Origin of the sequence: Rhodococcus sp. 5A-K4 (assembly GCF_046097995.1) — a bacterium.
Classification (GTDB): Bacteria; Actinomycetota; Actinomycetes; order Mycobacteriales; family Mycobacteriaceae; genus Rhodococcus_F; species Rhodococcus_F erythropolis.
The window spans coordinates 18,689-37,950 of record NZ_JBJURM010000002.1; the positions used below are offsets into that span (position 1 = coordinate 18,689).

Here is a 19,262-nt window from a genome sequence, read left to right on the forward strand (position 1 = left end):
TAAGGTTATAACTTAAATTTGACTGGATTTAGTCATCGTGTTCGGGCGTTAAGTCCCGAACCGCGGCCCGGATGGACTGTTCACGAAGCTCGTTCTCTCTGCGCAGTTCACGACGCCGACGACCGGCCTCGAATCGCTGCCTCGCGATTGTTCCGGTCGGCCGGAGTTGGGGTACCTCGGCCGGTTTTCCGTCGCTGCCCATTGCGACCATCGTGAAGTAGCAACTATTGGTGTGTCGAGATTTTCCGAGAAGAATGTCTTCGGTTTCGACGCGTATTCCGATTTCCATCGAGGTGCGCCCGGTGTAATTGACGGAAGCGCTGAACGTGACGAGTTCTCCGACATGCACCGGTTCGCGGAACACCACACGATCCACCGACAGGGTCACGACGTACGTCTGGGCGTATCGACTCGCGCACGCATAGGCGACCTGGTCGAGAAACTTCAGAATCGTTCCGCCGTGAACGTTGCCCGAAAAATTGGACATGTCCGGCGTCATGAGGACGGTCATGGACAACGTTTGTTTCGATGCTTGCTGCGATGCTTGCTTCAATTCGGGCAGGGAGTTCGATTCGGACATCGAGCGGGCCTCTTCGGGTCGGTGGACGGTGAAGAGACCGTATCCGGCCAAAAGGGTTACCCGCGCGTTCGGAAGAGCGCGGTGTCAGAGTTCGGGACAGTGCCAACGTGGAGGATGTATTCGCTGGTGGCGACGGGGCCTGTCGCACTCGACCTGAGATAGGGCTCGAGCGTCGAGCGGAGATGCGCTGACATCGAAGCCCAATTCCCGGTGCTTCGAACGGCCTCGCGAAAGTTCTTCAACGCCGGTGCCTGGTCGCACAGTTCCTCGACGGGATCCGATCCGGCTGGTAGTTCCCACTCGAGCAGGTGGGAGGCCGAGCTCACCGACTCCAATCCGGCTGCCGCCTTCTCGAATTCGCTCGAGCTCGACCATGTCGTCGGTAGTGGTGTGATGCCATTCCACGCCGAGGCGGCCTCCCGGCGGAGTGCTGCTGCCCACCCGTTCTCCGACCACGTTGCGACGCAGATCTTTCCGCCTGGCCGGGTCACCCGCATCATCTCTGCGAGGGCAATCGAGGGGTCGGGGCAGAAGATGATCCCGAAGATGCTGACGCAGGCGTCGGCACTCGAATGCGGCCAGGGTAAAGACTGCGCATCGCCGATCGTGAAGGTGGGTTGGGTAGTGCCGGGGTAGGGAATCCAGCGTTTGCGTGCGACCTCGAGCTGGCTGGCGGAGAGGTCGAGTGCGTGGACCGTCATGCCTGACTGAGCCGCCGGGAGCGCAAAGTTCCCCGTTCCGGCGCAGACGTCGTACACCGTGCTCACATGCCCGATCGAGCGCAGTGCCTCCGTCGATGCCGGTGAGAGTTGCTCGGCAAGAGGCGAATACGTCGTACCATTCCAGTTTCCCTGATTCACGCCAAGCTCCTTTCGACTGCGTCGATGACCGTATCGAGCGCTGCGCCCGCCGCGCGCGCTGCTTCGTCGGGGTTGCGTTCCTCGATGGCAGCGATCAAGGGTCGGTGCTCGTCGACGTGGAAACCTGGACCGACACTGACGGCGGACAGCGAATCCGTCACGGCGGCAAGGACTCCCCGGTAGACGTCGATCAGTGCGGAATTGTGGGACGCCTCGACGATCGAAAGGTGCAGGGCCATGCCGGCTTCGACAGTGAAGCCGCCGACGTGACCGGGGTGGGCATTCCAGGCTGCATGTATCCGCGCGAGATCTTCGGGGGTGTGGCGCTGCGCTGCAAGTCGCGCGGCTTCGACCTCGAGTCCGCGTCGCAGGCTCAGTACGTCGAGAACGTCACCTCTGGCGAGCCTGCGCCCGAGTAGTCCTTCGACCGGCGACGCCGCCATGACGTACACGCCGCCACCGTGACGAACGGACAGAACTCCGGCGTGTGCAAGCGCCCGTACCGCTTCGCGCATGGTGTTTCGGGCGACTCCCAAATCCTCGACCAGTGCGGTCTCCGGCGGGAGTTTTGATCCGACGGGCCATCGGCCGGTCGATATCGCCTCCTCGATCGCCGCAGCGACGATGTCTACCTTGCGTCCGGAGTCGGACATGTGTGCCACCTCGGGTAAGTGAGTCAATGACTTTGTCCGAGGTTAGCGTGCTCTCACGAGTGGGTCAATGACTTGGGAATTATCCGCGTACGTCCAGGCTGCGGGCGTAGTGCTCCTTGAAAACCTCGAGATGCGCCCACGATTCCAAGCCGCTGACACCGTCGATGCCCCGGATTCGCTCGGACAGGGCATGGAGGTCGTTGGACGAGTTGGCGGCGACCGTCGCGATCACGTCGTACCGTCCGAGGGTCCGCGCGAGGAATTCGATTCCGGGCAGGGACTCGATCTCCGATACCGCGTTGTCGTCCCGTGAGCCCAGATTGACGCCGATGCCCATCGCCAGCGTCCGGCCACCACCTCGCCGCTTGACGACAGCGCCGACGCGCAGTGCCGTGCTCGCGATCAGGTGATTGACGCGATTGCGCACAGCGCTCGGCGACAGGCCGGTGTGTTCGGCCAGTTCGAGAAATGGCATGCGCCCGTTGCGTTCGAGCAGTTCGATCAAGGTGACGTCCGTCGAATCGAGTCGGATGTCGGCTTGTAAAGCGGTTTTGGGCATGAAGATTCCCTTGATGACGTCGACGTAGACCAGCGTGCTCACGGATCTGACGCCACGCTGTGAGCGGAGTTCGGCGATGGCGCGGTACAGATCGTCGTGGCTGGGCACCCGAAGTTCCGCGATCACGTTGTACTGCCCGCTGACTGCCGAGATGTAGACCGCAGCCTCGGATCCGATCAACGCGTCCAGTACCGGGGTCATCGGTCCGGACACGGCGATCGACACGTGTGCGAGTGCCTTCAGGCCGAGAAGTTCGGGGTGTGCGACGGCAACCACGGACACCGTTCCCGAGTCGAGTAGTGCCTGCACCCTGGTGGACACTGCCGCGCGTGGGGCATCGACCGCCACGGACAGTTCGCGGTACGTCGCTCGCCCATTGCGTTGAAGAGCAGCTATGAGCTTGGAATCGAGATCGACCGTCATGGATGCCCCAACTTTTCCAGAGATTTTTCTGTATGAGCTTCCTATTAGAACAGTCGCATGTGGGCATAGATGATGTGGATAAGTGCAGAAATGCTCGGAAACTTGTACAAAAAAGTTGTGTACCACCTGGTCTGAAACTTTGATGCATTGCATAGCTCCAGGTCAGGGCGTAGTTTTCGCTCAACACGCAGTGACCTGCACCACCATCTCGACGAAGGACCACCATGCGCAAGTTGCACACGCACGAAGCCTCGCCGCTCGACGCCACCGCCACGATCTTCACCGGCGCCAAGATCCACACCGTTGACGACAGCACGGCGGGAGCCGAAGCGTTCCTGGTGTTCGGAAACCGCTTTGCCGCGGTGGGGACACTCGAGGAATGCCGCACGGAGGCGCGACGCCTGAGCACTCGCACGACCGCGGTGGTCGAACTCGACGGCGCCACCGTCGTCCCCGGATTCGTCGATCCGCACGCACACCCGTTGATGTACGGACAGATGCTCAGCTGGGTGGACTGCGGGCCGGAGAAGGCGCACTCGATTCCCGGAATCATTGCCCTGCTTCAGGAAGCGGCACTCACAGCTCCTGCAGGTGTCCCGATTCGCGGATACGGCTATGAGCACCGCAACCTGATCGAAGGGCGTCATCCGCTCAAGGAAGAGCTCGATCAGGTGGCCACCGATCGCGAGGTCTACCTCATGAACGCGAGCGGTCACGGCGGCGTCGTCAACTCCTTCACTTTCGACAAGCACGGCATCGATGCGAGCACTGAGAACCCGGCCGGTGGCGAGTTCTTCCGAGATGCAGACGGCGAGTTGACGGGCGAGCTGTCCGACGCCGCGTGCAACATCCTCACCGGTGTCAACGGTGTGAAGGTCGGCCATCACGGACCCAACTTCCATCTCGAGGACGAGCCGGAAGAGCACCTTCGCCAGCTGTCGGTCGCTCAGGACAAGTTCCTGGCCGGCGGCGTCACCACCATCGGCGACTGCCAGGTGACGCGTCGTGAATTCGACATGTACCTGCGTCTGGCCGAGCAGGATCAGCTCAAGACCCGCGTCAGCATGTACATGCTCAGTCATCTCCTCGATCACGTCATCGACACGGGAATGCATGGCGCCTTCGGCAATTCGCGGCTCGCGTTCGGCGGCATCAAGTTCTACGCCGACGGCACTCTCGGCGGCTGGACCGCATACTTCCCCGACGGCTACGTGGGCGACCCGTGCCGCACCGGGCAGCTCTACCATGAGCCGGCGGACTACTCGGAGCTGATTGCCAAGGCGCACTCCGTGGGTCTGCAGACTGCCACGCACGCTCAGTCACCGACGGCCATCGACATGGTGCTCGACGCCATCGAAGCTGCGCAGAAGGCTCACCCCGACGCCGACGCGCGTCACCGCATCGAGCACTGCGGGCTCCCGACGGCCGAGCAGATCGCCCGGATGAACCTGGCCGGTGTGTACCCGGTGAACCAGCCGCAGCACTACTACAACTGGGGCGAGGGCGTCACCGCTGCGATCGGCACTCCGGGTGAGCGGTTCAACCCGCTCGGGGAGTTCATCGCTGCCGAGGTTCCCGTGACCATCAGCTCCGACGCCCCGGTCGCAGAGCCCAAGCCGCTCGAGGCAATTCAAGCAGCCGTCACTCGTGTGACGCGTCAAGGCCATCAGCTCGGCTCCGATGCACTCCGCATCACCGCCGACCAGGCACTGCAGGCTCACACGCTCAACGGTGCACGTGCGCTGGGCCGTGAAGCAGAACTTGGCAGCATCTCGGTCGGCAAGCGGGCCGACTTCGTCATTCTGGGCGCGGACCCCCTCGAGGTTCCGGCCGACGCGATTGCGCAGATCGAGGTGCGGGAGACCTGGATCGACGGCGAACTCGCACATTCAGGTCATAACCACCTATTGTCGAGCACTTCGACCACCGAGGAAAAGTAATGAACCGAGAGCAACAGATCGTGAAGGCCCGCAAGGCGGGATTTGCAGCCTTCGTCGGTACAACCATCGAGTGGTACGACTTCTACGTATATGCCACGGCAGCCGCCCTGGTCTTCGGTGACATCTTCTTCCCGCCCGGAACCGATCGCCTGACCGGCGTTGCGGCGGCGTTCGCGACGTACGCCGTCGGATTCTTCGCTCGCCCGCTCGGCGGAATCGTGTTCGGACATGTCGGTGACAAGATGGGCAGGCGCACCGCACTTGTCGTCACACTGACGCTGATGGGTGCAGGCACCTTCCTCATCGGCATGTTGCCCACTTACGCGTCGATCGGGTTCTGGGCGCCGTTGCTGCTGGTTCTGCTCCGCTTCGTCCAAGGCTTCGCCGTCGGCGGTGAATGGGGTGGCGCGGTCCTGATGGCCGTCGAGCATGCTCCCGAGGACAAGAAGACTTTCTACGGCGGATTCGCTCAGCTGGGCAACCCGGCCGGCGCCCTTCTGGCCACCGGGTTCTTCAGCATTCTCTCCACCTTCGGCGACGACGCGCTGCGCGAGTGGGCCTGGCGTCTGCCGTTCCTGTGCTCGGCGCTGCTGATCCTCGTCGGCTTGTTGGTTCGCCTCAAGGTCGAGGAGTCCCCGGTCTTCGAGTCCGAGGTGAAGTCCGCGGACGTCCCGGAGATGCTGCCGCTCAAGTACGCACTGGTGACCAACTGGCGTCCGATCATCCTGGGCATCGGCATTCTGCCGGTCGCAGTCGGCGGCTACTACCTCGTGACGACCTTCATCACGGCATACGCGACCGACCCCGACGTCGGCTTGTCGGAGACGCTGATTCTCAACGCGCTCAGTGTCGCTGCAGTGGTCGAGTTGATCGCGACCCTGGGCGTGGCGTGGCTCGGCGACAAGGTGGGGCGCGTCCGCGTGGTCATCTGGGGTCTTGCTGCGGTCGCAATACTCGCAGCGCCGCAGTTCCTGGTGCTGAAGTCCGGATCCGTGTTCCTGATCTTCCTGACGTTTGCGGTCATGCGACTGGTGCTTGCTGCCACGTATGGTCCGATCGCCGCCGTTCTCTCGCAGATGTTCAAGCCGCAGGCGCGCTACACGAGCATCTCGTTGGCGTACCAGGGTGCCGGCGCGATCTTCGGCGGATTGTCTCCGCTGGTCTCGACGCTGATGTACAAGGCAACCGGCAGCATCTGGCCGGTCATCGCACTGCTGATCGGCATGTGCATCCTGAGCATCGTCTGCCTGCTCTTCGCTCCGCAGCATGTGGACGAGGCGACGGATACCGACGACGTCCGGCAGGACCTCAACAAGGAATCGGCCTCCGCCTGACTGCCGAGAATCGGCTTCCGCCTGACTGCCGAGAATCAGCTTCCGCCTGACAACTGAAAATACGAAGCTGGGGCAGTACACGATTTCCGTGTACTGCCCCAGTTGTCGTTTCAGGTCAGTTGTCGTTCAGCGACTGTTACGCGCCGACGAGATGGCGGTGAAAGTGATCGCTGCGTCGGTGGGCCTGGCTGAGATTCCTGATCTCGCGAAGCCAGAAGTGAGACGCCAGAGCGTTGTTGCTTCCGTAGCCGGTGCCGGAGGTGTCCTCGTCGATCAAGGCGACAAGCGCCTTGATCAGGCTGGTGACCTTGAGGTTGTTGGTCTGAGAATGTCGTACCAGCAGGTCGGCGGCTTCGTCGGTGCTGCAGCGGTAGAGCGTGCAGACAATTTCGAGAGCCCGTTCGCGGAGACGGCCCGAATTGGTCGGGATCCGTAGTCCGTTTGTCGGGACACTGTTCGTCTGGTTGTTCGTGTCGTCGGGGTGAATCATGGTGTTGTACAAGGTATTCCTTTGAACCACATGGGTTTTGGACCCGTGCGGTGTGTAGCGCATGTTGATACTGGTGCAGTCGGTACGCGATTGGCGGCGGACTCTGTCGGAGCCTTCGGCCTGGTCAACAATCTGCGGGACTGATGAAAGTGCGTAGTGATCAAAGGCGCGGATTTGCACCGAACTGGAAGTCTGCCCCTGGAACGAATATTGGAACTGTCGTTCCGGGCGAAGCGACCGGCTGCCTGACTGACGGCTGCCCTCTGATAAGCCCACCGTACGTCATGGAGTTGGTTTCAGCTAATCCTTTTGCGGGCGATCATGCTCACAGTAGGCGGTTTCACCTGCTCAAGGAGTGTTTACGTGATCGATTATTGCTTGCTTGGTGATAGCCCAGGCGTTGGTTGTCGGGTTGCCGAAGTCGCCGTGGCCGACGCCGGGTAGTTCGATCAGATCGACCACGTCACCTGCTGCTCGTGCGGCACGGGCATAGCGCCGGCTCTGTTCGACCGACACGACCTTGTCGCCGAGTCCGTGGATCGCCGTGACGGGGAGCCCGGTGGGGAGATGTTCGATCGGTGACGCGATGCGGTAACGGTCAGGGTGATCGACCGGCATGCCGCCCAGAAGATTTCGAACAAATCGATCTTTGCCCGCGGTTGCGGCGAGTGTCATGTCGAAGACGCCGGCCATGATCGTCGCCGAACGAATCGGCACGGTGAGGTCAGGCGCGGGAGCATCCGTGTCCTGTTGTGGTCGCGACGCGACCCACGCGGCCAGTTGTCCGCCCGCGGAGTATCCGGCGATGTGCACGCGACCCAAATCCAGTCGCCCGGAGGCCTTTTCCTGAACGATGCCGGCAAGCGCGTTGGTCGCCGCAACGGTATCGGCGAGAGTAGTCGGCCAACCGCCCTGCCCACCTATACGTCTGTATTCGATGTTCCAGACCGCAATTCCGTAGGGGGTCAGCGTTTTTGCCCACGCACCCGCGTACTCCAGATTGCTCTTCTGCGCCCAGCCGCCGCCGTGGATCAATACGACGACTGGCAGGTCGCCGTCCGATCCGGGTGGAAGATACAGATCGCCGAAAGTATCTGCGGCAGCGGCGTAAGCGATGCGTACCGGAGGGACATCGCGGTCGAGATCGGAGGCGCTGGCGACCGAGATCACGAGCGTGAAGATGCAGACGAGCGCTACGGCGAGGTACCTGGCCAAGCGGTCGCGGGAGCGGTGCGCGATGGCTTGATTCCTCTCGGTCTGCGACGGACGATTGTCAGGAAATCAGTCTATCGGTGCCGAGTGAATTCATGGGGTGAGCGAATGCGCCGTGCTTGCTCGTATGCGTAGTTCGCTACGCGTGTGGGTCGGCGCAGAGGGTTCGTCACCGTCGATCAGTGCAAGAAGTGCCTCCACTGCCAAAGCTGCTTGTTTCACCGAACGAATAACCGCAAACGTGCTGAATCTGTTTGCTGCGCAACTGTCGAGTTTCACTGAGGAGTCAGACTGACGGCGGCGACCAGCGGTAGAGTTTGTTGCCCGAGGATGATGGCCGAAAGAGGATCCATACGTACGTATGTATGGAGATATTGAATCGACTTGACCAGGGTTTTTAATCCAAACTACCGTAGTCTTCGCCGTTCAGTTGGATGACGGGTGGGTGTGGGGAGCTGCCGAACTTCGACAGTCACGTGCGGATCTCCACGATCAGATCCGCACGTGACCTGGCCGCTGCGATTACGTCGGCGTTCGGTAGATCCACCCGTCTCACCCAGTCCGCGGCCGCTTCGGAACTCCTCCCGAAGCGGCTGTGGCGTTTCACCAACCGCTGTGTGCGTGTCGCCTCCGGAACCTCGAGGTACCAGACGGTGTCGATTGCCGCTCGTACTTGCGGCCAGCTGCCGTTTGGTAGGAGGAGGTAGTTTCCCTCGGTGACGATCAACGGCGTTCGAGGCTCGACAGCGGTTGCGCTGCCGATTGATTCGTCGATCTCGCGATCGAAGACGGGCGCGTACACAATGGAGTCTGCCGATCGGAGGCGGTGTAGAAGCGCCGCGTATCCGTCGGCGTCGAAAGTTTCCGGAGCGCCTTTTTGTCCACGCCTGCCGAGTCGGTCGAGTTCCCGATTGGCAAGGTGAAAGCCGTCCATCTCGACGACGGTGCAGAGTGAGTCCAGTTTCTGCGCAATTGCCTGTGAAGCCGTCGATTTCCCGGCTCCAGGGGCTCCCGCGATGCCGAGAATGTATCGGCCGTTGTCGGTGATCAGTGAAGCGGCGCGTGAGGCAAGTTGATCGAGCGTCAGCGAGACGGTCGGCGGTGAGGTTCTCACTTGTTGCTCCGATCAGTCCGAGGTCCGGTGGATCGAGGGTACGCCGGAGGTCTTCAACCGTTGACAGTCTGAATGGACTGTGAAACTGTGAGCCATGCCACTCGAGAGACTGGAGGTGTGACCGTGACCCTGCGTGACGCGCAGCGCGAAGCCACGCGCCACCGGATTCTCGATGCGGCAACGGATTTACTGATAGCGGACGGGTATTCGTCGTTGACGACGCAGTCGGTTCAAACGGCTGCCGGAGTCAGTCGGGGCGCTCTCCTGCACCACTTTCCGAATATGCAGGAGCTCACTGCCGCGTTGGTGTCGAATATCGTCGTGCGGAACGAGGCGGCGGTGAGGTCGGCGATGTCTCGACAAGACCCGTCGGTGGATACGATCGAGAACTCGATCTCCGCTTTGTATTCGGCGTTGACTCAGCCGCCGTTCCAAGCGGAACTCGAACTGTGGTCGGCGGCTCGGACGGATCCGGTGTTGGCGGAGGTTCTCCGCGAATCGGAGCGCGTCGCCGGGCGGGATTTGCAGCGAGTTGTCCATGACGCGTTCGGGCCTGAAATTGTTGCTTCCGAGAACTATTCGCAAATTGCAGATCTAACCGTGCTGATGCTCCGTGGTTTGGCGTTGTCCCGGGCGGTACACAAGAGCGATGCCTCTGCGCGTCGTTCGATCAGTCAATGGGCGGGCGTAGTTCGCCTGCTGCTCACCCAGAACTAGCGCAACTCGTTTCGTTCGAAATGCGCTCGATCGACAGGACCGATGATGACAGATTTTGCGACCCTGAAATACGAGACCTCTGGTGGTAAGGCGTACATCACCCTGAACCGCCCCGATCGGCTCAACGCAATCGACGATCGGATGCCGTCGGACATCCGAAATGCAGTTGCGGCGGCCAATGACGACGACGACGTTCGCGTGATCATCTTGCAAGGCGCAGGCAAGGCGTTTTGCGCCGGGTACGACCTCAAGAAGTTCGCCGAAGGAGATCTCGACGGAAAGTGGAATCAAGGCCCGGTGTGGGACCCCATCAAGGACTTTCGGGGCATGAAGCAGAACACCGACGACTTCTTCACCCTCTGGCGATCGCTCAAGCCGACCATCTGCAAAGTTCAGGGTCATGCAGTCGCAGGCGGAAGCGATATTGCGCTGTCTTGCGACATGCTGATCATGGCTGACGACGCCCGCATCGGATACCCGCCTGCACGCGTCTGGGGTTGCCCGACCACAGCTATGTGGGTGTACCGCCTCGGGGCGCAACGCGCCAAGCGAATGTTGTTGACGGGAGACACCATTGACGGTGACACCGCCGCCGATTGGGGATTGGCGCTCGAATCGGTGCCGGCCGACGAACTGGACGCTGCGGTGGAGGCGTTGGCGGATCGCATCGCCGGTGTCCCGCTCAATCAATTGGCAATGCAGAAGATGATGATCAATCAGGCGTACGACAACATGGGGTTGCAGGGCACCCAGGTGCTGGCAACCCTGTTCGACGGAATTACGCGTCACTCGCCGGAAGGGCGCTGGTTCAAGGATTTTGCCGAACGCGACGGATTTCACGCCGCGGTGCAGTACCGCGATTCCGGCCGCAAGATTCCAGACGGAGGCGGGCCGCTCCCCGAATCCGACACCCCTTCCGAAAAGAAAGTGGATGTGAGATGAGCAGTGTTCTCGAAACGTCGTACTTCCCCGCGGACGTGTCGGACCCGATAGTGGAACAAACGGTCGGCGGACTGCTGCGAGAGTGCGCCGCGGACTCGCCGAACCTGATTGCAATCAGAGAAGTGGTTCCGACGCAATCGCATTCGTTGTCCGGTGCCTCCGAGACGGATCGCACCTGGACCTTTGCGGAACTCCTGGGTGAAGCGGAGGGGTGCGCGCATTACCTCTTGTCGCAGTTCGACCGCGGCGACCGGATAACGGTCTGGGCTCCGAACATTCCGGAGTGGATGATTCTGCAGTACGGCGCCGCGCTCGCCGGAATGGTTCTGGTGACTGCCAATCCGGCGTTGGGCGCCGAGGAGTTGGCGTACGTCTTGTCGCAGTCCCAGTCCCGCGGGTTGTTCCACACCGGAAAGTTTCGCGGCGGTGACATGGCGGCGGTGGCATCCGAGGCGATTTCGATTGCGGGAGCAGAAGTTCTGGCAGTGAACTTCGAGGACTGGGATCGTCAGGTTCGAGGTTGGGCCGGCGAACGGGGCGCACTGCCGGAAGTCTCTCCTGACGACAATGCGCAGATCCAGTACACGTCGGGAACCACCGGAGTTCCCAAAGGTGCGCTGCTGCATCACCGAGGACTGGTCAACAATGCCGATTTCGTCAGTCGGAGAGGTCAATTCCCCGAACGGGGTTCGGTGGTCTCGGCGATGCCGCTCTTCCACACCGCTGGGTGCGGCATCCTGGTCCTCGGTGCCGCACAGCGAAGAATGTCCATCGGTCTGATCCAGTATTTCGACCCGACTGCGGTTCTCGATGCGGCGGAACGCTTTCGCGCGGATGTGGTCAGTGGAGTTCCGACGATGCTGATCGCGATGATCAACGACGCCAGCTTCGCGAGCCGCGATTTCTCGACCTGTTCGGTGGTCGTGTCGGGTGGGTCGTCGGTCCCGCCCGAACTCGTGAGCACGGTGGAATCGGCCTTCGGTGCGGGGTTCAGCATCGTCTACGGACAAACCGAGGCGAGCCCCGTGATCACGCAGACCAGCCCCGCCGACACCCCCGAAGACAAATCGGAGACGGTCGGTCTCGCGTTGCCGCAGGTCGAGGTGAAGATTTCCGACGTGGTGACCGGGGACAGCGTGCCACTCGGCGAACAAGGTGAGATCTGCGCGCGCGGGTACCTCGTCATGACCGAATACTTCCGCAACCCGGAGGCTTCGGCCGCCACCGTGGACAAGGACGGTTGGTTGCATACCGGCGACTTGGGGACGATGGATCACCGTGGATACGTCCGGGTGACTGGCCGGCTCAAGGACATGATCATCCGCGGCGGGGAGAACATCTATCCGCGAGAGGTCGAGTCCGTGATCTTCACGCATCCGAAGATCCTCGATGTGGCGGTCGTGGGTGTGCCCGACGAGGTGTGGGGCGAGCGGGTGGTTGCCGTCATCAGGTGGAAAGACGAGTCCGACCAGCCGACCGCAGCCGAACTGGTCGAGTTCTGCACCGAGCGACTGGCACGCCACAAAGCACCCAAGGAGTGGTTCAGTGCAGAAGCATTTCCTCTGACCGGCTCGGGCAAGATTCAGAAATATCGAATTGCGAGCCTGGTCGGCGAGGGCGCCTACGGCGTCGTCAGCTGACCCGAGTCCTTAGCACGTCGGAGCGATTCTGTCTGGGTTATCCCCGTAAATCGCTTCGACGTGCCCTGTTTATCCTGGTGTCGTGAGTTCAACCTTCGGTGAAACCGGACACAAAGCCACCTCCAGCCGCATTCGCGCCACAGCCTTTGCGTCGAAGGTGATGGCCGCGTCCGACGCTGTGAAGTTCATTCACCCCGGCGACACGGTCTCGATCAGCGGTTTCGCAAGCGCCGGTACTCCCAAGGTGATCATTCCGGCACTGGCCGAGCGCATTCACCACACCCGCGGCAACGGATCGAACTTCACGATCAATCTCCTGACCGGTGCTTCGGTGTCCACCGAGACCGAAAGGCTGCTCGCCGAGGTCGACGGAATCGCGCTGCGTATGCCGTATCAGTCCGAGGCCACCGCGCGTCGCCGCATCAACGACGGTCGCATGGACTACGTCGACATCCATCTCTCCCACGTTGCTCAGCAGGTGTGGGAGGGCTACTACGGCAACGTCGACGTCGCGGTCGTCGAAGTCGCCGGTATCACCGAATCAGGTGAACTGATTCCCTCCGCGTCGATCGGCAACAACAAGACGTGGCTCGACGTCGCAGACAAGGTCATTCTCGAAGTCAACTCCTGGGTGCCCGAGGCGATGGAAGGCATCCACGACGTCTACTACGGCACCGCGTTGCCGCCGCATCGCAAGCCTCTCGAGATCACCCGCGTCGAAGACCGGATCGGCCAGACGACATTCCGAGTGGATCCCGCGAAGGTTGTGGCCGTTGTCGAGACCGACTGCCGAGACAGCGCGAGCCCTCTCACTGCACCCGACGCCGTCAGTGAGGCGATCGCCGGCCACGTCCTGGAATTCTTCGACTTCGAGGTGCGCGCCGGACGGATGCCGGCGGATACCTTGCTTCCGCTGCAGGCAGGCATCGGCAATGTTGCCAATGCGGTCCTCGGCGGTCTCGATCGGGGGCCGTACCGCGGCCTGACCTGCTACTCCGAGGTCATCCAGGACGGGATGCTCAAGCTGATCAAGGACGGAACCGTCGCGCATGCGTCGTCGACGGCCTTGGCGCTCACCGACGAGGGCATCGAAGAACTGACCGCGAACATCGACTTCTACCGCAACCACATCACGCTCCGCCCGCAGGAAATCAGCAACCACCCAGAGGTGGTGCGCAGACTCGGAATCATCGCCATGAACGGCATGCTCGAGGCCGACATCTACGGCAACGTGAACTCGACGCACGTCATGGGGACGAAGATCATGAACGGAATCGGCGGCTCGGGAGACTTCGCTCGTAACGGCTACGTGTCCATGTTCTTGAGTCCGTCGACGGCCCGCGGGGGTGAGATCTCGGCGATCGTGCCGATGGTTCCGCACGTCGACCACACCGAGCACGACACTCAGGTGTTGGTCACCGAGCAGGGGTTGGCCGATCTGCGCGGTCTGTCTCCGCGGCGACGCGCGCGCCTGATCGTCGACAACTGTGCTCACCCGGAGTTCCGGCCACTGCTCCGCGATTACATCGCTCGCGCCGACGCTCAGCCGGGCGCGGGGCAGACTCCGCACATCCTGGGCGAGGCATTCTCGTTCCATCAGCGGTACATCGACACGGGTTCGATGCACCTTTCCTGACGCCGGGCAATTCCGCTGACAGTGAGAGAATGCGAGGGTGAGCCGAACCGGGGTACCTGACGACGCCATCCGCCGGGTTGCCGCGGCAGGGGCGGACGACGCCGGTGGCCTACCCGTCGAGTTGCTGGGTGATTTCCTGGACGTGCTCAGTGTCGCCGTATGCGAGGGGAAGCCGCTGCAGCGTCGTCAGCTGCATCGTTTCCGTGCCCGCGGTGAAGAAGCGGCGCAGCAGGGTGTTGCCCTGCGAGCCCTGCTCGATCTTTATCTCTCCTCGGCGTGGCGCCTGTGGCGTGAGCTCCCCGCTGTTATTGCGGCACAATCGGATCCGACTGCCGTCGTCTCGGCCGGCGAAGTCATGCTCCGCGCCGTCGACGATGCCGTCGCCGAACTGGCCGAAGGATTCCAGTTGGCCAGGCGTTCTCTGGTCCGCTCGCAGGTATCGGCACGCCGTGAGTTCGTCGACGACTTGTTGACCGGCGGAGCCGATGTCGTCGGATTGTTAGGTCGTGCTTCGGGATTCGGGCTCCATCTCAGCGGTCCGCATGCCGTCGCGGTGGTGACCGCGACGCGCGAGTTCACCGACGACAATCCCTTGGTGCGGGCCGTCGAACGTGCCGTGCTCGGTAGCAAGGGCGATGCCGACGCGTTGGTTGCCAGCAAGAGCGGCAAACTGGTCGTCGTTTTCGCGGCGCCGGACCGTGATGCCGTCGACCACGTGCTGGCGGGTATTCGGTCGGCACTCGGACCGGGAACCGATGACGACGGGCGAGTTCAGTTGCAGCGGCGTGCTTTGGACGGCACCTGGCAGATCGCTGTCGGGCGCCCTCGCACCACTGCTTCGGGCGTCGTGGCGTCGTACCGGGAGGCGCTGGACGCACTGGACCTGGCGCAGCGCCTGTCGCTGACCGCACCGATCATCGATGCTCGTGACCTGCTGGTCTACCGCGTTCTGGTCAACGACAGGCCGGCGGTCACCGACCTGATCCACACCCTGCTCACGCCGCTGCTCGAGGCGCGCGGCGGCGCTGGGCCGATGATCGACACCCTGCTCGCGTACTTCTCCGCCGGCGGCAATACGGCAAAGACCGCCCGAGACCTGCACTTGTCGGTCCGGGCGGTCACGTACCGCTTGGACCGTATCCGTGAACTCACCGGCCAGAACGTCAACGACCCCAACGACAGCTTCGCGCTCCACGCTGCCGTGTTGGGCGCGAAGTTGCTCGACTGGCCGGCCACGGAGCTGGCCTGATCAGCTGGTGCGCGCCCGTTCCTCGTAGGCAGCACGGGCCGCGGTGTCGACGTCGCCGAGAAACTGCGTCTCGACGCCGAACAGTCGGCTCAATGCCTCGTAAGGCCGTCGGGGCACGAAACCCTGTGCCTGGACAAGCAGTCCGGACACTCGCGTAATGCGCACGCGTGGTCGAGGTTTGGTGATCAAGCCGACGATTGCTTCGGCGATTTCCTCCGGCTGAACCTCACGGAAACCCTTCATTCCCGAAGTCCCGGAAGTGAGTTGGGTGTTGGTGAGCGTCGGCAGTACGGACGAGACGTTCACTCCGGTGCCACGAACTTCCTTGCGGACAGAATCGGTGAAGCCCAACACCGCATGCTTGGCGCCGCAGTACGTCGACAGACCGGGGCACGGGAGTTCGCCGGCAAGCGAAGCGATGTTGATGACGTGTCCACGTCCGCGTGGAAGCATCCGTCGCAGTGCGAGTTTGGTTCCCGTGATCACGCCGAGGACGTCGATCTCGATGATGCGTCTGGTCACGGTGTCGTCCTCGTCGACGATCCGTCCGACCGGCATGATGCCCGCATTGTTGACCAGTACGTCGATCGGGCCGAGTTCACCTTCGACGGTGTCGAGGAAGTCGAAGAACGACGCGGGGTCGGTGACGTCGAGACGCCCGAACGTACGGATGCCCAAATCTTTTGCAGCCTGCGCGAGAGTGGCTTCGTCGATGTCGCCGATCGCGACCCTCGCGCCCAGGCTGATGAGCCGTTTCGCGGTGGCGTATCCGATGCCCCTGGCGCCACCGGTGATGACCACTACCTGACCGTCGAAAGGCTTGTTCATATCGCGAGCGTCTCCAAAAACTAGAGGGATGGGATTGCAGTGACGTAAATCTGCAGCGACGTGAAACTGCAGTGAGATGTGATTGTGGACCAGTTGAAGTTGGGTAGATAGGCCTTGTTGGCCGAACCAAGGCGATAGATTTATGACTAAGTCACAATTCGGGGAGGCGCCATGGAAACATCGGAGTTGGACGGCTGGATTGCGAATCTCGCACCCATCTATCTCCAGCCGGAGGTGATCGACGGTTTCGTCCAACGCATCGACGACGCCATTGCCGAGGCCAATCCCGAGGTAGCGGCTGATCGGGAGCTACGACGCGATGTGGATGCGAGCACCGCGGCGCAGCTCCGCGTCATCGTGGCGGCGATCGCGGGCGGTTCCCAAGAGGTCACGCCGCCGGCGGAGTCGGTTGCGCTTGCACTCACCGTCGCTCGGCGCGGTATGGATCTTCGGGTCCTGCTCAAGATCTACGGCGCCGGACGCCTCGCGATGCTGGGTTTCGTCGACGAGTCGATAGAGGCACTCCCGATCGGTCCGGAACTCAAACGCGCACTTCTCGTTCGGGTGTGGGGTTCGGCGATGAGATGGCTGGAAGTGACCACCGAATTGTTGGTCGCGACGTACGCGAAGGAGCGGGAGAGCTTGGCGCGCGGCGCTTTTGCGCGTCGGTCCGAGACGGTGCACGCGATTGTCGCGGGCGAAGCCCTTCACTCCGACGAAGCGTCCCGGATCCTGGACTATCCGATGCGGCGCCACCACACGGCGTTTGTTCTCTGGACGGACGACACCGACCCGGCTGCAGACGTATTGGCGCGGTTGGACTCGTACGCCCGTACCTTTGTGGACGAGTCCAATGGCGAGCGTGTTCTGACTTTGCCTTCGGGCGCGCGTGAGCTGTGGTCGTGGGTCGCGCATTTCGACGGCCAGGAGTGGGCGTCACATGTTGATGCCCGGCATTCGGATCTTCGCGTTGCAGTGGGAGCGAGCGGTTACGGAATGGAAGGATTCGCTCGCAGTCATCGCGAGGCGCTCGCCGCGCAGCGCGTGGCGGTCCGTTCCGGGGGCTCGCCGGGTATCACCGTCTACGAGGATGTTCAGGTTCCCTGTCTGCTCACCGAAGATCTGGGCGAACTGCGTGAGTTGGTGGCTCGGGAACTGAAAGGCCTGGCCGGCGCGGACGGCGTCACGACGCGCATCCGTGACACCGTCCGGGTCTACTACGAGAACAACTGCACCGCGGCCGCTACTGCCGCAGCCCTCGGCCTGCACAAGAACACCGTGCGGTATCGACTCGATCAGGCCGAAAAGCTACTGGGTCGCAGCGTCGACCAGCGTCGGTTGCCGACGGAGTTGGCCCTCATCGCACTGGAGAGCTACGGAGCCACCATCGCGCCGGCGCCGTGATTCGCTACTGCATGTCATCGAGTCCGGGGAGCGAGTAGCCGGAGTTGTCATCCCAATCTGCGGGGGTGTCGTCGAGTGAAACGTCCCAGTCGGCGTCGGGCACCGCTCGCCGGAGTTCGGTCAGTGCGTTGAACCAGTAGACGAGTGACGGAATCACCTCGGTCGGATCGCTCGAGATCTTGGTCGAGCCGTTGAGCAGAGTGTTGGGGATATCCGACGGGTAGAGGTCCAGGACCTCGTAGTCGAACGGAAATTCGTCGTTGTGGACGGCGATGAGTCGGTCGACTTCGGCCTTCTCGTCGTCGGTCAGCGGTGTGGAGCGGACGGCGGAGTAGTACAACGAGGTGCTCATGTTTGCCAGGCTAGAACAAGTTGCCTTCCAACGGCGGTTTCGGATGCAACACCTTTAGATTGCATGATCTCGGCAACTTTAGATAGAAAAGTCGTCGATATTTCGACAGGGATGGATAGAAGTCGGCAAGGAACACTGGAGAAGACGGCGAGACGGCCGTCCGAACCCAGTGAAGGAGCTCCCCGTGACCGCAGTCATCAGTGCCATTCGGGTAGGTGGTCAGCGATGAACGTTCCCATGTGGGCGTGGGCCGCGTTCGCCGCAGTCATCGTCGTCATGTTGCTCATCGACTTGCTCGCCCACCGCGGCGCGCATGTCATCGGCTTCAAGGAAGCGGCCTGGTGGAGTGCACTCTGGGTCGGTTTGTCTCTCGTGTTCGCGGTGGTTGTCACCCTGACCTTGGGGGTGAACTCGGGCGTCGAATTCACAACAGCCTGGCTGTTGGAGAAGAGCCTCTCGGTCGACAACCTCTTCGTGTTCGCCCTGATCTTCGGTTACTTCAAGGTGCCCCGTGAGTACCAGCACCGTGTGCTGTTCTTCGGTGTCATCGGCGCCCTGATCTTCCGCGGAATCTTCCTCGCTGCCGGCGTTGCCGTGGTCAGCAAGTTCACGGCCGTGCTGTTCGTCTTCGCCGCCATCCTGCTCTACAGCGCTTACAAGCTGCTCAAGGACGACGACGAGAGCTTCGATCCGGGTACGTCGCTGGCAGTTCGCCTGCTGCGCAAGATCATGCCGGTTCGCGAGGAATACGCGGGAACCAAGTTCTTCGTCAAGGAAGCCGGAAAGCGCGTCGCAACACCGCTGTTCGCCGTCGTCGTCGCCATCGAAGCCGCCGACCTCGTGTTCGCAGTCGACAGCGTCCCGGCAGTCCTGGCAGTGAGCGACGACCCGTTCATCGTGTACTCCAGTAACGCGTTTGCGATCCTGGGTCTGCGTGCCCTGTACTTCCTGCTCTCGGGTCTGCTCGAGAAGTTCCACTACCTCTCCAAGGGTCTGTCGATCATCCTCGCCTTCATCGGCGTGAAGCTGATCATGCAGGCCAGCCACAAGGTGATCAGCACGTCGATCCCCGAGATCCCCTCGCTGGTCAGCCTCGCGGTGATCATCGTGGTCTTGGCAGGCTCGATCATCCTGAGCCTCAAGAAACCGCTACCGCAAGAGCCTGAGGCCGAAGAGGTTGCGTCCGGTGATGCACCGGTCGACCTCGAGAAGACAGGCCGGAATGGGGGCGTCGAGTCTTCCGACATCGCACTTGCTGCCGGCGAGCACGACGACGATGACGACAAGGTGGATGCTCGCAGTAGGAGCTGACGCCTGATCGGCTGAACT

Annotated in this window: 18 protein-coding genes; 9 read left to right on the top strand and 9 right to left on the bottom strand. The window is 62.1% G+C overall.

The genetic code is table 11. The features are described from left to right. Positions 1–28 precede the first annotated feature (28 nt). From ACKAMS_RS02410 to ACKAMS_RS02425, 4 genes are all read right to left on the bottom strand, one after another. Complete coding sequence (locus ACKAMS_RS02410) at positions 29–511, bottom strand: acyl-CoA thioesterase (RefSeq protein WP_029256546.1); 483 nt, start codon at positions 509–511, stop codon at positions 29–31. A 125-nt stretch (positions 512–636) separates the two neighbouring features. After that, on the bottom strand, positions 637–1,440 hold the full coding sequence (locus ACKAMS_RS02415; protein WP_408988552.1) for a class I SAM-dependent methyltransferase: 804 nt from the start codon (positions 1,438–1,440) through the stop codon (positions 637–639). Then, positions 1,437–2,093, bottom strand: a complete 657-nt coding sequence (locus ACKAMS_RS02420) for a FadR/GntR family transcriptional regulator (RefSeq protein WP_046379500.1) — start codon at positions 2,091–2,093, stop codon at positions 1,437–1,439. The genes ACKAMS_RS02415 and ACKAMS_RS02420 overlap by 4 nt, the downstream gene beginning before the upstream one ends. A 79-nt stretch (positions 2,094–2,172) precedes the next feature. Continuing rightward, entirely contained in the window at positions 2,173–3,075 is a 903-nt protein-coding gene (locus ACKAMS_RS02425) for an Lrp/AsnC family transcriptional regulator (RefSeq protein ID WP_408988553.1), read from the bottom strand. Between the two features lie 224 nt (positions 3,076–3,299). Here ACKAMS_RS02425 and ACKAMS_RS02430 point away from each other — a divergent pair, with 224 nt between their 5' ends. Together ACKAMS_RS02430 and ACKAMS_RS02435 are read left to right on the top strand one after the other, a co-directional pair. After that, positions 3,300–5,015, top strand: a complete 1,716-nt coding sequence (locus tag ACKAMS_RS02430; RefSeq protein ID WP_029256542.1) for an amidohydrolase — start codon at positions 3,300–3,302, stop codon at positions 5,013–5,015. After that, complete coding sequence (locus ACKAMS_RS02435; protein WP_408988554.1) at positions 5,015–6,349, top strand: MFS transporter; 1,335 nt, start codon at positions 5,015–5,017, stop codon at positions 6,347–6,349. Before ACKAMS_RS02430 ends, ACKAMS_RS02435 begins: the two co-directional genes overlap by 1 nt. A gap of 136 nt (positions 6,350–6,485) precedes the next feature. Here the strand turns inward: ACKAMS_RS02435 and ACKAMS_RS02440 are convergent, their stop codons facing one another. The 3 genes from ACKAMS_RS02440 to ACKAMS_RS02450 form a co-directional block, all read right to left on the bottom strand. Further along, positions 6,486–6,851, bottom strand: coding sequence for an ANTAR domain-containing protein (locus tag ACKAMS_RS02440; RefSeq protein WP_029537179.1), 366 nt, complete (start codon positions 6,849–6,851; stop codon positions 6,486–6,488). Positions 6,852–7,187: 336 nt separating this feature from the next. Continuing rightward, positions 7,188–8,054, bottom strand: coding sequence for an alpha/beta hydrolase family protein (locus ACKAMS_RS02445; protein ID WP_408988555.1), 867 nt, complete (start codon positions 8,052–8,054; stop codon positions 7,188–7,190). Positions 8,055–8,523: 469 nt separating this feature from the next. Beyond that, complete coding sequence (locus tag ACKAMS_RS02450) at positions 8,524–9,165, bottom strand: nucleoside/nucleotide kinase family protein (protein ID WP_408988556.1); 642 nt, start codon at positions 9,163–9,165, stop codon at positions 8,524–8,526. Between the two features lie 117 nt (positions 9,166–9,282). Between ACKAMS_RS02450 and ACKAMS_RS02455 the strand changes: the two genes are divergently transcribed. The 5 genes from ACKAMS_RS02455 (at position 9,283) to ACKAMS_RS02475 (ending at position 15,349) form a co-directional block, all read left to right on the top strand. Continuing rightward, positions 9,283–9,882 (top strand): TetR/AcrR family transcriptional regulator, encoded by a 600-nt coding sequence (locus ACKAMS_RS02455; RefSeq protein WP_021331692.1) that lies wholly within the window; start codon positions 9,283–9,285, stop codon positions 9,880–9,882. A gap of 45 nt (positions 9,883–9,927) precedes the next feature. Continuing rightward, entirely contained in the window at positions 9,928–10,824 is an 897-nt protein-coding gene (locus ACKAMS_RS02460) for a crotonase/enoyl-CoA hydratase family protein (protein ID WP_408988557.1), read from the top strand. Beyond that, the gene (locus tag ACKAMS_RS02465) at positions 10,821–12,464 is read left to right on the top strand and encodes an AMP-binding protein (RefSeq protein ID WP_019745806.1); all 1,644 of its coding nucleotides are present in this window, start codon (positions 10,821–10,823) and stop codon (positions 12,462–12,464) included. Before ACKAMS_RS02460 ends, ACKAMS_RS02465 begins: the two co-directional genes overlap by 4 nt. 82 nt (positions 12,465–12,546) lie before the next feature. Then, positions 12,547–14,100, top strand: a complete 1,554-nt coding sequence (locus tag ACKAMS_RS02470) for an acetyl-CoA hydrolase/transferase family protein (RefSeq protein ID WP_408988558.1) — start codon at positions 12,547–12,549, stop codon at positions 14,098–14,100. 37 nt (positions 14,101–14,137) lie between these two features. Next, positions 14,138–15,349: a CdaR family transcriptional regulator gene (locus ACKAMS_RS02475; RefSeq protein ID WP_070385031.1), complete on the top strand. Its 1,212-nt coding sequence runs from the start codon at positions 14,138–14,140 to the stop codon at positions 15,347–15,349. Here ACKAMS_RS02475 and ACKAMS_RS02480 read toward each other — a convergent pair whose 3' ends face one another. After that, positions 15,350–16,177 carry an SDR family oxidoreductase gene (locus tag ACKAMS_RS02480; protein ID WP_019745803.1) on the bottom strand — a complete coding sequence of 276 codons (828 nt, stop codon included), beginning with the start codon at positions 16,175–16,177 and terminating at the stop codon, positions 15,350–15,352. It abuts the gene before it with no gap. A 171-nt stretch (positions 16,178–16,348) separates the two neighbouring features. Between ACKAMS_RS02480 and ACKAMS_RS02485 the strand changes: the two genes are divergently transcribed. Then, positions 16,349–17,581 carry a CdaR family transcriptional regulator gene (locus ACKAMS_RS02485; RefSeq protein ID WP_019745802.1) on the top strand — a complete coding sequence of 411 codons (1,233 nt, stop codon included), beginning with the start codon at positions 16,349–16,351 and terminating at the stop codon, positions 17,579–17,581. A 4-nt stretch (positions 17,582–17,585) separates the two neighbouring features. Here the strand turns inward: ACKAMS_RS02485 and ACKAMS_RS02490 are convergent, their stop codons facing one another. Beyond that, entirely contained in the window at positions 17,586–17,933 is a 348-nt protein-coding gene (locus tag ACKAMS_RS02490) for a hypothetical protein (protein ID WP_020909514.1), read from the bottom strand. Between the two features lie 225 nt (positions 17,934–18,158). On the opposite strand from ACKAMS_RS02490, the gene ACKAMS_RS02495 reads away from it, so the two are divergent. Further along, positions 18,159–19,244 (top strand): TerC family protein, encoded by a 1,086-nt coding sequence (locus ACKAMS_RS02495; protein WP_259118291.1) that lies wholly within the window; start codon positions 18,159–18,161, stop codon positions 19,242–19,244. The last annotated feature ends 18 nt before the right edge of the window (positions 19,245–19,262 follow it).

Coding starts and splice junctions, on each gene's coding strand:
- ACKAMS_RS02460 (WP_408988557.1), top strand. CDS start 9,928: ATGACAGATTTTGCGACCCTGAAATACGAGACCTCTGGTGGTAAGGCG.
- ACKAMS_RS02420 (WP_046379500.1), bottom strand. CDS start 2,093: ATGTCCGACTCCGGACGCAAGGTAGACATCGTCGCTGCGGCGATCGAG.
- ACKAMS_RS02425 (WP_408988553.1), bottom strand. CDS start 3,075: ATGACGGTCGATCTCGATTCCAAGCTCATAGCTGCTCTTCAACGCAAT.
- ACKAMS_RS02465 (WP_019745806.1), top strand. CDS start 10,821: ATGAGCAGTGTTCTCGAAACGTCGTACTTCCCCGCGGACGTGTCGGAC.
- ACKAMS_RS02490 (WP_020909514.1), bottom strand. CDS start 17,933: ATGAGCACCTCGTTGTACTACTCCGCCGTCCGCTCCACACCGCTGACC.
- ACKAMS_RS02495 (WP_259118291.1), top strand. CDS start 18,159: ATGAACGTTCCCATGTGGGCGTGGGCCGCGTTCGCCGCAGTCATCGTC.
- ACKAMS_RS02485 (WP_019745802.1), top strand. CDS start 16,349: ATGGAAACATCGGAGTTGGACGGCTGGATTGCGAATCTCGCACCCATC.
- ACKAMS_RS02430 (WP_029256542.1), top strand. CDS start 3,300: ATGCGCAAGTTGCACACGCACGAAGCCTCGCCGCTCGACGCCACCGCC.
- ACKAMS_RS02480 (WP_019745803.1), bottom strand. CDS start 16,177: ATGAACAAGCCTTTCGACGGTCAGGTAGTGGTCATCACCGGTGGCGCC.
- ACKAMS_RS02410 (WP_029256546.1), bottom strand. CDS start 511: ATGACCGTCCTCATGACGCCGGACATGTCCAATTTTTCGGGCAACGTT.
- ACKAMS_RS02435 (WP_408988554.1), top strand. CDS start 5,015: ATGAACCGAGAGCAACAGATCGTGAAGGCCCGCAAGGCGGGATTTGCA.